This window comes from Burkholderia sp. R-40, from assembly GCF_049942845.1.
GTDB lineage: Bacteria > Pseudomonadota > Gammaproteobacteria > Burkholderiales > Burkholderiaceae > Burkholderia > Burkholderia ambifaria.
This window is the reverse complement of sequence record NZ_CP187967.1, coordinates 2,269,910-2,284,941: the sequence shown is the minus strand read 5'-3', so window position 1 is coordinate 2,284,941 and position 15,032 is coordinate 2,269,910. Positions and strand designations below refer to the sequence as shown.

The 15,032-nt window shown below is 69.3% G+C and carries 11 protein-coding genes; 7 read left to right on the top strand and 4 right to left on the bottom strand.

The window, feature by feature from the left end:
* Nucleotides 1–9: 9 nt before the first annotated feature.
* Together ACP26O_RS10565 and ACP26O_RS10560 are read left to right on the top strand one after the other, a co-directional pair.
* The gene (locus ACP26O_RS10565) at nucleotides 10–1,401 is read left to right on the top strand and encodes a sensor histidine kinase (protein ID WP_175655512.1); all 1,392 of its coding nucleotides are present in this window, start codon (nucleotides 10–12) and stop codon (nucleotides 1,399–1,401) included.
* A gap of 19 nt (nucleotides 1,402–1,420) precedes the next feature.
* Nucleotides 1,421–2,086 carry a response regulator transcription factor gene (locus ACP26O_RS10560; protein WP_012364174.1) on the top strand — a complete coding sequence of 222 codons (666 nt, stop codon included), beginning with the start codon at nucleotides 1,421–1,423 and terminating at the stop codon, nucleotides 2,084–2,086.
* Between the two features lie 85 nt (nucleotides 2,087–2,171).
* On the opposite strand, the gene ACP26O_RS10555 is transcribed toward ACP26O_RS10560, so the two are convergent.
* The 4 genes from ACP26O_RS10555 to ACP26O_RS10540 form a co-directional block, all read right to left on the bottom strand.
* Complete coding sequence (locus ACP26O_RS10555) at nucleotides 2,172–2,429, bottom strand: DUF4148 domain-containing protein (RefSeq protein ID WP_175660498.1); 258 nt, start codon at nucleotides 2,427–2,429, stop codon at nucleotides 2,172–2,174.
* A 110-nt stretch (nucleotides 2,430–2,539) separates the two neighbouring features.
* Entirely contained in the window at nucleotides 2,540–3,955 is a 1,416-nt protein-coding gene (locus tag ACP26O_RS10550) for an efflux transporter outer membrane subunit (RefSeq protein ID WP_175664928.1), read from the bottom strand.
* Nucleotides 3,948–5,123 (bottom strand): efflux RND transporter periplasmic adaptor subunit, encoded by a 1,176-nt coding sequence (locus ACP26O_RS10545; protein ID WP_175664927.1) that lies wholly within the window; start codon nucleotides 5,121–5,123, stop codon nucleotides 3,948–3,950. Before ACP26O_RS10545 ends, ACP26O_RS10550 begins: the two co-directional genes overlap by 8 nt.
* Complete coding sequence (locus ACP26O_RS10540; protein ID WP_175664926.1) at nucleotides 5,113–8,331, bottom strand: efflux RND transporter permease subunit; 3,219 nt, start codon at nucleotides 8,329–8,331, stop codon at nucleotides 5,113–5,115. Before ACP26O_RS10540 ends, ACP26O_RS10545 begins: the two co-directional genes overlap by 11 nt.
* A gap of 346 nt (nucleotides 8,332–8,677) precedes the next feature.
* Here ACP26O_RS10540 and ACP26O_RS10535 point away from each other — a divergent pair, with 346 nt between their 5' ends.
* The 5 genes from ACP26O_RS10535 (at nucleotide 8,678) to ACP26O_RS10515 (ending at nucleotide 15,014) form a co-directional block, all read left to right on the top strand.
* The gene (locus ACP26O_RS10535) at nucleotides 8,678–9,058 is read left to right on the top strand and encodes a hypothetical protein (protein ID WP_011657322.1); all 381 of its coding nucleotides are present in this window, start codon (nucleotides 8,678–8,680) and stop codon (nucleotides 9,056–9,058) included.
* A 211-nt stretch (nucleotides 9,059–9,269) separates the two neighbouring features.
* Nucleotides 9,270–11,153, top strand: coding sequence for an extracellular solute-binding protein (locus tag ACP26O_RS10530; protein ID WP_175664925.1), 1,884 nt, complete (start codon nucleotides 9,270–9,272; stop codon nucleotides 11,151–11,153).
* Nucleotides 11,154–11,205: 52 nt separating this feature from the next.
* Nucleotides 11,206–12,249 (top strand): microcin C ABC transporter permease YejB, encoded by a 1,044-nt coding sequence (locus tag ACP26O_RS10525; protein WP_006760699.1) that lies wholly within the window; start codon nucleotides 11,206–11,208, stop codon nucleotides 12,247–12,249.
* A gap of 48 nt (nucleotides 12,250–12,297) precedes the next feature.
* Complete coding sequence (locus ACP26O_RS10520) at nucleotides 12,298–13,395, top strand: ABC transporter permease (RefSeq protein WP_011657319.1); 1,098 nt, start codon at nucleotides 12,298–12,300, stop codon at nucleotides 13,393–13,395.
* Nucleotides 13,392–15,014, top strand: coding sequence for an ABC transporter ATP-binding protein (locus tag ACP26O_RS10515; protein WP_175664924.1), 1,623 nt, complete (start codon nucleotides 13,392–13,394; stop codon nucleotides 15,012–15,014). Before ACP26O_RS10520 ends, ACP26O_RS10515 begins: the two co-directional genes overlap by 4 nt.
* The last annotated feature ends 18 nt before the right edge of the window (nucleotides 15,015–15,032 follow it).

Here is a 15,032-nt window from a genome sequence, read left to right as displayed (position 1 = left end):
GAGGCACGGATGGATGCGGACCGTGCGGCGAACTTCACGCGTCGCTGGCATACGACGACGTTTCGCTGGCTGTGCGCGTACGCGGCGATCTTCTCGGTTTCGCTGCTGCTGCTCGCGGGCGTGATCAACGTCGCCGCGACGCACACGATGGCGCGCGACACCGACGAGGTGCTCGCGTGGCAACTGATCTACTTCGATTCGATCCCCGACGCCGAGCTGCCGCTTGCGATTCACCGCCGGCTCGAGCACGAGCACATGCATACGAATTTCTACGGGCTGTTCGACGCGAACGGGCGCCGCGTGGCCGGCGACATCGCGACGCCGCCCGTGCTGCGCACGGATCGCCGCGGACGCACGCTCGACCGTACGCTCGTGCCGCTCGACGGCCAGCCCGCGCCGATCACGCGCGCGATGGCCGTGCACCGCGACGACGGGATGACGCTGGTGGTTGCGCGCGACCTGTCGCATTTCATCCAGATTCGCGAAGTCGCGATCCGCGGACTCGTGATCGGCGGCGTGCTGATCCTGATCGCGGGCATCGCGGGCGGCAGCATGCTCGGCATGCGGCAGATCCGCCGCGTCGCCGCGATCCGGCGCGTCACGCGACAGATCGCCGAGGGCGATCTCGGCAAGCGGTTGCCGGTGGGCCGCTACGACGAGCTCGACTTGCTCGCGCATCTCGTGAACCACATGCTCGACGAAGTCGAGCGGCTGATGGGCGAGGTGCGTCACACCTGCGACGGCATCGCGCACGATCTGCGCACGCCGCTCGCACGCGTGCATACGATGCTGGCGCGGCTCGCCGAACAGCCGCATTGCGCGCACGATCCGGCGTCGGCGCAACTGCTGGCGTCGGCGCGGGACGAAACCGACCGGCTGCTCGAGCGCTTTCGCGCGATGCTGCGCATCTCCGAGATCGGGACGTTGAGCCGGCGCGGCGGGTTCGCCGCGGTGGACGTCGCGGCATTGCTGCGCGACGTGTGCGAACTGTACGAGCCGCTCGCCGAAGCGGGCGGCGTCGCATTCGGGCTCGACGCGATGCCGGTCGACGGGATTCATGGCGACCGCGCGTTGCTGTTCGAGGCGTTCAGCAATCTCGCGGACAACGCGATCAAGTTCACGCCGCCCGGCGGTCGCGTGCGCGTCGCGCTCCACGCGACGCCGAACGGCCCGCTCGTGCGGTTCGAGGACACCGGGCCCGGGATCGCGCCGGGTGAGCGCGACGCGGTGCTCGAGCGCTTCTATCGCGGCGAGCGCACGCGTCACGTGAACGGTTCGGGACTCGGGCTGAGCATCGTGTCGGCGGTGATGCGCGTGCACGGCTTCGCGCTGCGGATCGGCGATGCGCAGCCGGCCGGTGCGGCGATCACGGTCGAATGCTGGCCGCGCTCGCTCGGATGAGCGCGCAGGAAAACGGTCGATGCGCATCCTGCTGATTTCACCCCCGACGCCCGAGGCGGCGCGGCTCGACAAGGCGTTCCGCGAAAGCACGCACGGTGTGGAGCGCGTCGACGAGTGGCGAGACGGCTGCTTCGCGGCCACGCAGGACCGCTTCGACGCGATCGTGCTGGTCGAACCCGATGCGGCTGCCGGGGCCGTGCTGCTCGACATGTTGCCGCGGCTTGCCGCGTCGGCCGGCGGCGCGACGATCGCAGTACTCGTCGTCGGTGCGACGCCCGCACGGCGGGCGCGGATGCTGCAGGCCGGCTGCGACGTGTGCCTTGCCCAGCCGTGTTCGTTCGTGGAACTGCACGAACGCCTGCGCGCGCTGTGGCGTCGCGCGGGCGTCATCGCGTTGCGCGAGTCGGTGCGGCTCGACGCGGCCACGCGCGCGCTCGAGGAGCGCGGCCGCAGGCTCGCACTCAGCGCACGCGAATTCCGTGTCGTCGAATGCCTGCTGCGCGAAGCGGGGCGACCGGTCGGGCGCGATGCCGTGCTGCGTTACGCATGGGGTGAAGCCGACATCGAACCGGAAACCGTCAATGCGCTGGTCGTGCGGCTGCGGCGCAAGCTCGTCGCGCACGCGTTTTCCGCGCGCATCGAGACGGTTGCGCGATTCGGATTCAGGTTCGATGCCGGCGGGTGACGATGCGGTATCGGTCGGGCTTGAGAACGGCGAACGCCGAACGGACGCCGGCGGCATCGCGCGCGGCGTCGCCGTTGCGGCGCAATCAGTGCGAATAAAGCTCGCGGTTGAGCTGCGCGAGCTGGCCGTCGCGTTGGGCGCGAACGAGCTCGCGATAGACCTGGGCGCGCGTGAGCGGCGTCACCGGCGGTGCATTCCACGCATCGCGCGATGACGCCCGCGCGGGGGCGGTCGACGCAAGCGTTTGCGGCGCGCTCGCCGCGGCGGATTGCGATGCGGCGGCACGGCCGGGCAGCGCGACACAGAGGGCGCAGAGCAGGGTGGCGAACAGCAGTGTCTTCATGGCGTGATCCTTTGCGAAGGGCGGACACCGGCGTCGCGAATGCGAAGCCGGCAGGCCACACGTTATCGAGCGCGCTGCGTCGGGCACCGGGCGCGCCGATGAAGAAACGTTCATGAACGCGCGTCGCGCCAGCCGCCGCCGAGCGCGCGTACCAGCGCGACGGACGCCTGCAGGCGTCGGGCATCGACGTCGAGGGCCGCGATCTGCGTATCGAGCTCGGTCGTCTGCGCGGTGACCACGTCGAGATAGCTGACGGCGCCGTCGCGATAGCGCGACATCGCAAGCGCGAGCGACTGCCGCGCCGCGACGAGCGCGGCGTCGTCCTGGGCCGATTCGTCTCCGAGCCGGTGCAGCAGCGCGAGATCGTCCTCGACTTCGCGGAACGCCGCCAGTACGACGCTTCGGTAACGTGCGCCCTGTTCGGCGAACTGCGCGCGCGCGTGGCGTACACCCGCCGCACGCAGGCCGCCGTCGAACAGTGTCGTCGCGAGCCGCGGCCCAATCGACCAGATTTCGTTCGGTGCGGCGAGCCACGGCGAGAACGTGTCGCTCTGGAAGCCCGCGTCGAGGCCGAGCGACAGGTCCGGGAAGTACGCGGCGCGCGCAACGCCGATCCGTGCGTTCGCGGCCGCGACGCGGCGTTCCGCGGCGGCGATGTCCGGGCGGCGTTCGAGCAGCGTCGACGCGAGCCCGGTCGGAATCGACGGCACGGCGGGCAGCGCGGCGGCGGCCGGCAGCGAGAACGTCGACGCGGATACGCCGACCAGCACGGCGATCGCATGCTCGTCGAGCGCACGGCGCGCGGCGATGTCGGATGCGCGCGCCTGCGCGAGCGCGAGCTGCGTTTGCGCGCGCGACACGTCGAGCCCCGATGCGAGGCCGCCGTGATGGCGGCTGACCGTCAGTTGCCATGCACGGCGATATGCATCGATCGTCTGCGCGAGCGAGTCCGCTTCGCGATCGAGTCCCGCGAGATCGAAGTAGGTGCTGGCGACGCGGGCCTGCAGGCTGAGCTGGACGGACGCGAGATCATCGGCCGCGGCTTGCGCGTTGTCGCGGCCGGCGGCGACCGTGTTGCGGACCTTGCCCCACAGATCGATGTCGTAACCGAGCCCGGCGGCGAGCGTGTTCGATTCGTAGACGTCGGGCTGCCCGCTGCCGCGCAGCGGCCGGCGCGCGGACTGCCGGTCGCGGTCGGTCTCGGCGCCGATGCCGAGGGTCGGCAGCAACGCGGCATGCGCCTCGTCGAACAAGGCGGCCGCTTCGTCGTGCCGTGCGACGGCGGCGGCGAGGTCCGGATTCGCGCGTGCGACGAGCGGCTCGAGCCGGTCGAGTGTCGCGTCGCCGTACACGCGCCACCAGCCGTCGCGCGGCAGGCGATCGGCCGGGGCGGCATCGACCCACGGGCCGGTTTCGCGAAACGCGGCCGGCACCGGCACGGCCGGCGCGTGATACGTCGGCGCGAACGAACAGCCGGCGAGCAGCGCGACGCTGCCGAGCCATGCAGCGAGCGTACGGTCAGCCATGCGCAGGCTCCTTCGTCGCGGTGGCGGCGATGCGTACCGGGTCCCCGTCCGCGAGCGAATCGGGCGGATTGTCGATCACGCGGTCACTCACTGCGAGCCCGGACGCGATCTCGACGCGCGTGCCGAGATCGGTCGCGATCGATACGTGGCGCAAGCGCGCATGCCCGGTCGCGTCGAGCACGGCGACCTGCAACCCGTCGTGACGGAAGATCAGCGTGCTCGCCGGAATCGTCAGCGCGTGCGCGGCGTTGGCCACCGCGATCCGCACCTGCGCGTATTCGCCCGGGAATAGCGTGCCTGCCGGGTTCGCGATCGAGAACTGCGCGAGCAGCGTGCCGGAAGCCGGATCGATCGCCTGGGCGGAATCGGCGAGCGTCGCATCGAACGTCGTGCCGGGACGCTCGGGGACGGTCAGCGCGACATGCATGCCCGCACGGATCGCGCCCGCGTCGTCCTGCGGAATATGGACGTAGAGCCGCAGCCGCCGTGCATCCGAGACGGTGAAGAGTTCGGCGCCGTTGCCGCTGCCCGCGTCGATCAGCGCGCCGACATCGGTCTTGCGCGCGGTCACGACGCCGTCGAACGGCGCGGTGAGGCGCTTGAACGATTCGAGCGCCTCGAGCCGCCGCACGTTCGCCGTGCTGGCGGCCACGGCCGCGCGTTTCGCATCGAGATCGCTGCGCTTCTCATCGGCCTCCTGCCGCGACACCGAATCCTGCACGAGCATCTCGGACCAGCGCGCGGCGGTGACGGCCGCGAGCCGTTCGTTCGCGGTCGCGCTTTGCAGGTCGGCGCGCGCCTGCTGCAGCTGCTGGTCGAGGTCGGGCGTGTCGATCGACGCGAGCAACTGGCCGGCCTTCACGTGCGCGCCGATGTCGACGTACCACGCGTGCAGGTAGCCGGGCACGCGCGCGTAGATCGGCGCGTCGACATACGCGTCGAGGCGGCCTGGCAGCACCAGCGCATCGGCCGCGGCCGGCTGCGGCGTGATCGTCGCGACGGTCGGGATCGCCTGGCTGGCGGTCCACGCGGCGACTTCACGCGCATCGTGCGCGCGTTCGACGATGCCGGCTGCTGCGGCGGCGAGTGCCGCGATCACGCCGGCGATCGCGAGCGGTTTCAGGTAACGCGGTGTGGCGGGGGGACGGACGTCGAATTCAGTGGACATGCTGTTCTCCCGGAGTGAGGGACGGGGATTCGGAGTGGGGCGCGCGGTCGCGCCGATGGACGAGGCTGAACACGACGGGCACGAACACGAGCGTCGCGACGGTCGCGCAGAGCAGGCCGCCGATCACCGCGCGGCCGAGCGGCGCGTTCTGTTCGCCGCCGTCGCCGAGGCCGAGTGCCATCGGCGCCATGCCGATGATCATCGCGAGCGCGGTCATCATCACGGGCCGGAAGCGCGTGAAGCCGGCCTCGAGCGCGGCGACGGTCGCGTCGGCCGTATGCGCGAGCCGCTCGCGCGCGAACGTGACGACCAGGATGCTGTTCGCGGTCGCGACGCCCATGCACAGGATCGCGCCCGTCAGCGCCGGCACCGACAGCGGCGTGCGCGTGACGAACAGCATCCACACGATGCCGGCGAGCGCCGCGGGCAGCGCGCTCACGATCACGAACGCGTCGCGCCACGAATGGAAGTTCACGACGATCAGCAGATAGATCAGCAGCACCGCGCCGGCAAGGCCCGCGAGCAGCCCGCCGAACGCGCTGCTCATCGTCTGCACCTGGCCGCGCACGGTCACGCGCGACCCTTTCGGCAGGTCGGCCGCGCTTGCGTGGAGCACGCGCGCGATGTCGGCGCTGACCGCGCCGAGATCGCGGTCCTGGGTCGTCGCGAAGATGTCGTCCAGCGGCGCGATGTCGTAGTGCGACACGACCGCGTCGGTCTGGCCGCGTACGATCGTCGCGAGGCCGCCGAGCAATTGCGGCGCGCCCGAGCGGCCCGTGACGGGCAGCGCGCGCAGGTCCGACAGCGACGTCATCCGGTATTGGGGTGTCTGCGCGACGATCGGGTAGGACACGCCGTTGTGCGGATCGAGCCAGTAGGTCGGCGATACCTGGCTCGTGCCGGACAGGCTCGCGACGACGGCATTGGTGACGTCCTGCTCGGTGATGCCGAGCTGCGCGGCGAGCGCGCGGTCGACCGACACCGTGAACTGCGGATAGGTCGACGCCTGCTGCACGCGCGCGTCGGCGACGCCCGGCACCGTGCGGATGCGCCGCAGCAGCTCGGTCGCATACGCGCGGTTCGCCGCCAGATTGGGGCCCGTCACCTGCACGTCGATCGGCGCGGGCGCGCCGAAGTTGAGGATCTGGCTGACGACGTCGGCAGGCAGGAACGAGAACGTGACGCCGGGGAACGCGCGCGGCAGCACGGTGCGCAGCTGCTTCACGTAGTCGGCGGTCGGCGCGTGCTCGCCGGTGAGCGACACGAGGATGTCGCCGTCCTGCGGGCCGATCGTGCCGCTGTTGCTGTACGTTAGGTTGATCCCGCTGTTCGGCAGCCCCATGTTGTCGACGATGCTCGCGAGCGCGCGCGGCGGCACTACGCCGCGCACCGTGCGCTCGACGCGATCGAACAGCGCGGCCGTTTCCTCGATGCGCGTACCGATCGGCGCGCGCACGTGCAGCGCGATTTCGCCCGCATCGACCGACGGGAAGAAGTTGCGGCCGAGCCCCGGCACCAGGACGAACGACAGCGCGACCGCCGTGAGGAACAGCACGACGAAGCGCGCGCGGTGCGCGAGCGCGAGGCCGAGCACCGCACGGTAGCCGGTGCGCAAGGCCGCGAAGCGGCGCTCGAAGCCCTGCTGGAACGCGACGAGCGGATTGCGCGATCGCGGTGTCGGGAATGGTGCGCCGTGCGGCGCGAGCACGGCCGCCGGATGGGCGGCATGCGGGCGCAGCAGGTAGCGCGCCATCATCGGCACGAACGTGCGCGACAGCACGAACGACGCGATCATCGCGAAGATCACGGCTTCGGCCATCGGCACGAACAGGAAGCGCGCGACGCCGTCGAGCAGCAGCATCGGCACGAACACGATGCAGATGCACAGCAGCGACACGAACGCGGGCGCGACGATCTGCGACGCGCCGTCGAGGATCGCGCTGCGCACGTCCTTGCCTTGTTCGAGATGCCAGTTCACGTTCTCGATCGTGACGGTCGCATCGTCGACGAGAATGCCGACCGCGAGCGCGAGCCCGCCGAGCGTCATCACGTTGAGCGTCTCGCCCGCGGCGGCGAGCGCGGCGATCGCCGCCAGCACCGCGAGCGGAATGGACGCGGCGATGATCAGCGTCGAGCGCCAGCTGCCGAGGAACAGCAGGATCATCGCGGACGTGAGCGCGGCGGCGATCAGCCCTTCGCGCGCGACGCCGCTCACCGCGCCCTTGACGAACACCGACTGGTCGCCCATCACGACGAGCCTGAGCGACGGCGGCAGCGTCGCCTCGATGCGCGGCAACTGCGCCTTCACGCCGGCGATGATGTCGAGCGTCGACGCCGAGCCGCTTTTCAGTATGCTCATCAGCACCGCGCGGCGGCCGTCGACGCGCACGATGTTGCCTTGCGGCGGAAAGCCGTCGCGCACGTGCGCGACGTCGCGCATGAAGATCACCGCGCCGTTGACGGTCCGGATCGGCAGCGCGTTGAGCTGGTCGATGGTCAGCGGGCTGTCGTTGAGGCGGATGTTGTACTCGAAGCGGCCGATCTTCTGCGTGCCGGCCGGGATGATCTGGTTCTGCTGCGCGAGGGCGGTCGCGACGTCCTGCGCGGACAGCCCCTTCGCCTGCAGCGCTTGCGGATCGAGGTCGATCTGCACCTGGCGCACCTTGCCGCCATACGGCGACGGAATCGCGACGCCGGCGACCGACAGCAGTTGCGGCCGGATCACGTTGGTCGCGTAGTCGCCGAGTTGCTGCTCGTTGAGCGTGTCGCTCGTCAGCGCCAGCTGCAGCACGGGCACGGTCGACGCGTTGTAGTTGAGGATCTGCGGCGGCGTGGTGCCGGGCGGCATCTGCTTGAGCACCGTCTGCGAGATCGACGTGACCTGCGCGGTCGCGGTGCGGATGTCGACGCTCGGCTGGAAGAAGATCTTGACGATCCCGAAGCTGCGGAACGACTGCGACTCGATGTGCGCGACGTCGTTGACCGTCGTGCCGAGCGTGCGTTCGTAGTACGTGACGATGCGCCCGGCCATGTCGGCCGGCTGCAGGCCCGCGTAATTCCACACGACGCTGATGACCGGAATCCGGATGTCGGGGAAAATGTCGGTCGGCGTGCGCAGCGCCGCGAGCGGTCCCGCGATCAGGATCAGCAGCGCAAGGACGATGAACGTATAGGGGCGCGCGAGCGCGAGTCGGACGAGTTTCAGCATCGGCGAGGTCTCCGCCGGCGCGGGGCGCCGGCCTGTCAGCGAGGTGCCGAAGCGCGGCGTGAACCCGCATCGGCTCGCGCAGTGTGCGTGGCGCTGCTTAACGCCGGGCGCGGGCCAGAATGAAAGATGTTTTAGGAACGGGCGGAAGGGGCGAAGAGGGCGGGCGGCCGACTCGGCAAGCCGGCCCCGGGCAAGCGGGTACGGCGGCGCGCCGCCAATTGTTACAAGACGTTAGCTGCGCTTCCGGTTGCCATCCCGCGCATCAGTTCTTACAAACTTGAAATATGCGGGCACGGCGCTTGCCGCTATAGTCGAATCACACATGAAACAACTCGAAGAGGAATCCATGAAGACTTTGCGTGTTGCCTCGCTCTTGACCGGTATGACGGCCTTGCTCGTGTCGGGCGCAGCAATGGCGGGAGTCAATGTCGGGATCAACGTCGGCGTGCCGGCTCCGGTCTACGTCGCACCTGCGCCCGTGTATGCGCCGCCGCCTCCGCCGGTCGTCTACCAGCCGGCGCCCGTGTATGCACCGGCGCCTGTCTATGCACCGGCGCCTGTCTATGCGCCGGCCCCGGCGATCGTGATCGGCTGGCACGGCGATCGCTACTGGGACGGCCGCCGCTACTGGGGGCGCGACGAGTGGTATCGCCATCACGGCCGGGGCTGGGGCGACGAGCGTCGTCACGGTCACTGGGACAACGGCCGCCACAACGGCTGGCGCTGATCGACAAACAGTGCACATGGCGCAGGCCTGACGCGTGCGCCGCATCAAAAGAAAACCGCCCGCGTGGCGGTTTTCTTTTGCCCGCGCCGCCCCCGCGCGGAGGCCGCGGCGCGGTGACGTCACGCACGCGCGCGAGCAAGTTGGCTCGGCGTCGAATTGAATGGGTAGAATCGACCTACATTCCATCCCCCAATCGACCGACAGGGCCTCTATGACGAAGGGTTCGCCCCGGACCACCGCCGCGCGCATCCGTTCCGGTGCCGCGCAGGCGGTCCGCGCCGCCGGCCGCACCGCGGCGGTATGGACAATACAGGCGGTACTGGCCGCGACGGCCGCGCATGCGGCATATGCGATCGCGCAGTACGGGGAGCCGAAATATCCGCCGGGCTTCAAGCATTTCGACTACGTGAACCCGGATGCGCCGAAGGGCGGCACGCTCGTGCTAGCTAATCCGAGCCGGCTGACGTCGTTCGACAAGTTCAATCCGTTCACGATGCGCGGCAACACCGCGCCGGGCATCGACATGCTGTTCGAGAGCCTCACGACCGGCAGCTCGGACGAGCCGGCGTCCGCCTACGGGCTGCTCGCCGACGACATCGAGATCGCACCGGACCGCCGCTCGGTCACGTTCCACCTGAACCCGCGCGCGCGCTTCTCGAACGGCGACCCGGTCACGGCCGACGACGTCAGGTTTTCGTTCGACACGCTCAAGAGCAAGCAGGCCGCGCCGCAGTTCGGCGCGTATTTCGCTGAAATCGCGAAGGCCGTCGTGATCGACCGCGCGACCGTGCGGTTCGAATTCCGCAGCCCGAACCGCGAGCTGCCGCTGATCGCCGGCGGCGTGCCGGTGTTCTCGCGCAAGTGGGGGCTGCGCGCGGACGGTTCGCGGATTCCGTTCGACCAGCTCGCGTTCGAGCAGCCGATCGGCAGCGGCCCGTATCTGATCGAGCGCCACGACAACGGCCGCACCATTACGTACCGGCGCAATCCCGCGTACTGGGGCGCCGACCTGCCGGTGCGGGTCGGCACCCACAACTTCGAGCGGATCGTCTACAAGCTGTACGGCGACGGCGTCGCGCGGCTCGAGGCGTTCAAGGCCGGCGAGTACGACGTGCTGGTCGAATACATCGCGCGCAACTGGGCGCGGCGCGACGTCGGCAAGCGCTTCGACAGCGGCGAGCTCGTCAAGCGCGAATTCCGCCAGCACAACGGCGCGGGCATGCAGGGTTTCTTCATGAACCAGCGCCGGCCGCTGTTTCGCGACGTGCGCGTGCGCCAGGCGCTCGATCTCGCGTTCGACTTCGAATGGCTGAACCGCCAGTTGTTCTATGGCGCGTACACGCGCCTCGACAGCTATTTCGCCGACACCGACCTGCAGGCGACCGGCACGCCGGGCCCCGGCGAGCTGAAGCTGCTGGAGCCGCTGCGCGCGCAGCTCGATCCGGCGGTGTTCGGCCCGATGGTCTCGCAACCGAGCACGAACCCGCCGGGCTCGCTGCGCGCGAACCTGCTGAAGGCGCGCGCGCTGCTCGCGCAGGCCGGCTGGACCTACCGTGACGGCGCGCTGCGCAACGCGCAGGGCGAGCCGTTCGAGTTCGAGATCCTCGACGATTCGGGCGCGGCGATGGAAGGCATCGTGACGGCCTTTCGGCGCAATCTCGCGAAGCTCGGCATCGACGCGCGCTTTCGTACGGCCGATTACGCGCTGCTGCAAAAGCGGCTCGACGCGTTCGACTACGACATGACGACGGTCCGCCTGCCGGGCGTGCAGGTGCCGGGTGCCGAGCAGTTCTCGCGCTACGCCAGCAAGTTCGCCGACGAGCCGGGCTCCGACAACCTCATCGGCCTGAAGTCGCCGGCCGTCGACGCGCTGCTGCATGCACTCGGCACCGCGCAGACGCGCGACGAGCTGCTCGACGCGACGCATGCGCTCGACCGCGTGCTGATGCACGGCTATTACGCGGTGCCTCAGTGGTACAGCACGACGCACCGGATCGCCTACAAGCGCACGCTCGGCTATCCGCAAACGCTGCCGCTGTACTATTCGGCCGAGGGCTGGGTCGTGTCGACCTGGTGGGCCAAGCCCGGCCACTGAAGCACGCCGGCCCTTCGTTCAACCCAGCCTATCGATCGCGAGTCGCCACCCTATGTGGAGCTACATCCTCAAACGCCTGCTGCTGATGATCCCGACGCTCGTCGGCGTGCTCACGCTCACGTTCGCCGTGATCCAGTTCGTGCCGGGCGGCCCGGTCGAACAGGCCGTGCAGGAACTGCGCAAGGGCGCGACGGAGCAGGGCGCGACGCCGTTCGGGATGCGTGCGCATACGGGCGTCGACGCGCAGCAGCTCGCGCAGCTCAAGGCGCTGTACGGCTTCGACAAGCCGCCGCTCGAGCGCTACTGGCTGATGCTCGAGCGCTTCGCGCGCTTCGATCTCGGCGACAGCTACTTCCGCCACCAGAGCGTGTGGTCGCTGATCGTGCAGAAGCTGCCGGTGTCGATCAGCATCGGGTTGTGGACGTTCTTCGTCACCTACCTGATCTCCGTGCCGCTCGGCATCGCGAAGGCCGTGCGCAACGGCTCGCCGTTCGACGTCGCGACGAGCCTCGTCGTGCTGGTCGGCTATGCGATCCCGGGCTTCGTGCTCGGCGTGCTGCTGCTCGTGCTGTTCGGCGGCGGCTCGTTCTGGCAGCTGTTCCCGCTGCGCGGGCTCACGTCGGACAACTTTGCGCAGCTGTCGGTCGCCGGCAAGGTGCTCGACTATCTGTGGCACATCGCGCTGCCGATCACGGCGTCGGTCGTCGGCAGCTTCGCGGTCATCACGATGCTCACGAAGAACGCGTTCCTCGACGAGATCCGCAAGCAGTACGTGCTGACCGCGCGCGCGAAAGGCCTCGCCGAGCGCACCGTGCTGTGGAAGCACGTGTTCCGCAACGCGATGCTGCCGCTGATCGTCGGCTTCCCGGCCGCGTTCATCGGCGCGTTCTTCACGGGTAGCCTGCTGATCGAGACGCTGTTCTCGCTCGACGGCCTCGGGCTGCTGTCGTACGAGTCGGTCGTGCGGCGCGACTACCCGGTCGTGCTCGGCACGCTGTACCTGTTCACGCTGATCGGGCTCGCGACCAAGCTGGTCTCCGATCTCTGCTACGTGTGGGTCGACCCGCGCATTCAATTCGACAACCTGGAGCGCTGACATGAAACGAGCCATCCGCATGCCCGGCGTGATCGGGCGAGGATCGCGATGAACCGGGCCGTCGTGTCGTCCCGCGTCGACGCCGCGCGTGCGCGCGTGTCGCCGTCGCCCGCGCGCCGCGTCTGGCAGCGCTTTCGCCAGCAGCGCCTCGGCTACTGGAGCTTCGTGATCTTCTTCGTCGCGTTCGCCGCGAGCCTCGCGGCGCCGCTGTGGTCGAACGACAAGCCGCTCGTCGTGCGCTACGACGATCACTACTATTTCCCGATGTTCCATGCGTACCCCGAGACGACCTTCGGCGGCGACTTCCCGGCGCAGGCCGACTATCTCGATCCGTACGTGCGCAAGCGGCTCGAGGCGCCGGGCAACTTCGTCGTCTATCCGCCGAACCGCTATTACTACGACACGCTGAACTACTTCTCGAGCGTGCCGAACCCGGCGCCGCCGTCGCGCGAGAACTGGCTCGGTACCGATGCGCAGGGGCGCGACCTGCTCGCGCGGCTCGTGTACGGGTTCCGCGTATCGGTCGAGTTCGGGCTGATCCTGACCGTGATCGGCACGCTGCTCGGGATCGCCGCGGGCGCGGTGCAGGGTTTCTTCGGCGGGCGCATCGACATCGTCGGACAGCGGCTGATCGAGATCTGGAGTTCGCTGCCGGAGCTGTACCTGCTGATCATCTTCGCGTCGATCTTCGAGCCGAGCTTCCTGCTGCTGATCGTGCTGCTGTCGCTGTTCGGCTGGATCGGCCTGGCCGACTACGTGCGCGCCGAATTCCTGCGCAACCGTACCCAGGACTACGTGCGCGCGGCCCGCGCGATGGGGCTCACGAACTGGCAGATCATCTGGCGCCACGTGCTGCCGAACAGCCTGACGCCCGTGATCACGTTCCTGCCGTTCCGGATGAGCGGCGCGATCCTCGCGCTCACGAGCCTCGACTTCCTCGGGCTCGGCGTGCCGCCGCCGACGCCGAGCCTCGGCGAACTGCTCGCGCAGGGCAAGGGCAACCTCGACGCGTGGTGGATCTCGCTGTCGACGTTCGGCGTGCTGGTCACGACGCTGCTGCTGCTGACCTTCATGGGCGACGCGCTGCGCAACGCGCTCGACACGCGGATCGCCGACTCGGTGCGCGCGGCGGGAGGCCAGCGATGAGCGACACGGTCGTAGCGAAATCGGGCGAGCCGCTGCTGTCGCTCGAGCATCTGCATGTGCGCTTCGGCGACACGGTGGCCGTCGACGACGTGACGCTCGCGATCGGTCGCGGCGAGCGCGTCGCGCTCGTCGGCGAGTCGGGGTCCGGCAAGAGCGTGACCGCGCTGGCGATCCTGCGGCTGCTGCGCGATGCCGACGTGAGCGGCACGATCCGCCTGGCCGGACAAGACCTCGCAGCCAAGAGCGAGCGCGAGATGCGCGGGCTGCGCGGCTCGGACATCGCGATGATCTTCCAGGAGCCGATGACGGCGCTCAACCCGCTGTATACGATCGGCGCGCAGATCGGCGAGACGATCGTGCTGCACGACGGCGTGACGGCGGCCGAGGCGCGCAAGCGCGCGATCGCGCTGCTGGCGCGCACGGGCATCGCGGAGCCGGAGAAACGCGTGGACAGCTACCCGCACCAGCTGTCGGGCGGCCAGCGGCAGCGCGCGATGATCGCGATGGCGCTCGCGTGCCGGCCGCGCCTGCTGCTCGCGGACGAGCCGACCACCGCGCTCGACGTGACGATCCGCGCGCAGATCGTCGACCTGCTGCTCGAACTGCAGCGCGAGGAGGCGGAAAAGCGCGGGATGGCGATCCTGCTGATCACGCACGACCTGAACCTCGTGCGGCACTTCGCCGATCGGGTCGCGGTGATGGAGCGCGGCAAGCTGGTCGAAAGCGGGCCGGTCGAGCGGATCTTCGCGCAGCCGGAACATCCGTATACACAGCGGCTGCTGAACAGCCGCCCGCAGCGCGCGGTCGTGCCGGTGATGCCGATTGCGCCCGTGGTGCTCGACGCGCGCCACGTCAGCGTGCAGTTCGCGCGCAAGCGGCCGGGCTTCGCGGGCTGGTTCGGCACGGTGCCCGTGACGGCGGTCGCGGATGTATCAGTGTCGGTGCGGCAGGGCGAGACGCTCGGCATCGTCGGCGAATCGGGGTCCGGCAAGTCGACGCTCGCGATGGCGCTGCTCGGGCTGCAGAAGACGGCGCACGGCGAAATCGAATTCCAGGGGCGCGCGCTGTCGACCTATCGCGGCCGGGAACAGACCGCGCTGCGCTCGAACATGCAGGTCGTCTTTCAGGATCCCTTCAGTTCACTTTCTCCGCGTCACACGATCGAGCGGATCGTCGGCGAGGGGCTCGAACTGCATCGACCGGAACTGACGCCGGACGCGCGCCGCGCGAAGTCGCTGGCCGTGCTGCGCGAAGTGGGGCTCGACCGCACGGTGCTGCATCGTTATCCGCATGAATTCTCGGGCGGCCAGCGCCAGCGGATCGCGATCGCGCGCGCGCTCGTGCTGGAGCCGCGCATCCTGATCCTCGACGAACCGACGTCCGCGCTCGACGTGTCGATCCAGCAGCAGGTGCTGAAACTGCTCGCGAATTTGCAACAGAAATACAACCTGGGCTATGTGTTCATCAGCCACGACCTGGAGGTGATCGGCGCGATGGCGCACCGCGTCGCGGTGATGCAGGAGGGGGTCGTCGTGGAGTCGGGAGAGGTCGCCGAGATCTTCGCCAGACCGTCACATCCTTACACACAAAAGCTGTTGAAAGCGGTCTGGAAAGCGTGATAGGCCGCCAATGGTCTG

Excerpts from the sequence above, each read along its gene's own strand:
- ACP26O_RS10565 (WP_175655512.1), top strand. The coding sequence starts at position 10 with ATGGATGCGGACCGTGCGGCGAACTTCACGCGTCGCTGGCATACGACG.
- ACP26O_RS10560 (WP_012364174.1), top strand. The coding sequence starts at position 1,421 with ATGCGCATCCTGCTGATTTCACCCCCGACGCCCGAGGCGGCGCGGCTC.
- ACP26O_RS10555 (WP_175660498.1), bottom strand. The coding sequence starts at position 2,429 with ATGAAGACACTGCTGTTCGCCACCCTGCTCTGCGCCCTCTGTGTCGCG.
- ACP26O_RS10550 (WP_175664928.1), bottom strand. The coding sequence starts at position 3,955 with ATGGCTGACCGTACGCTCGCTGCATGGCTCGGCAGCGTCGCGCTGCTC.
- ACP26O_RS10545 (WP_175664927.1), bottom strand. The coding sequence starts at position 5,123 with ATGTCCACTGAATTCGACGTCCGTCCCCCCGCCACACCGCGTTACCTG.
- ACP26O_RS10540 (WP_175664926.1), bottom strand. The coding sequence starts at position 8,331 with ATGCTGAAACTCGTCCGACTCGCGCTCGCGCGCCCCTATACGTTCATC.
- ACP26O_RS10535 (WP_011657322.1), top strand. The coding sequence starts at position 8,678 with ATGAAGACTTTGCGTGTTGCCTCGCTCTTGACCGGTATGACGGCCTTG.
- ACP26O_RS10530 (WP_175664925.1), top strand. The coding sequence starts at position 9,270 with ATGACGAAGGGTTCGCCCCGGACCACCGCCGCGCGCATCCGTTCCGGT.
- ACP26O_RS10525 (WP_006760699.1), top strand. The coding sequence starts at position 11,206 with ATGTGGAGCTACATCCTCAAACGCCTGCTGCTGATGATCCCGACGCTC.
- ACP26O_RS10520 (WP_011657319.1), top strand. The coding sequence starts at position 12,298 with ATGAACCGGGCCGTCGTGTCGTCCCGCGTCGACGCCGCGCGTGCGCGC.
- ACP26O_RS10515 (WP_175664924.1), top strand. The coding sequence starts at position 13,392 with ATGAGCGACACGGTCGTAGCGAAATCGGGCGAGCCGCTGCTGTCGCTC.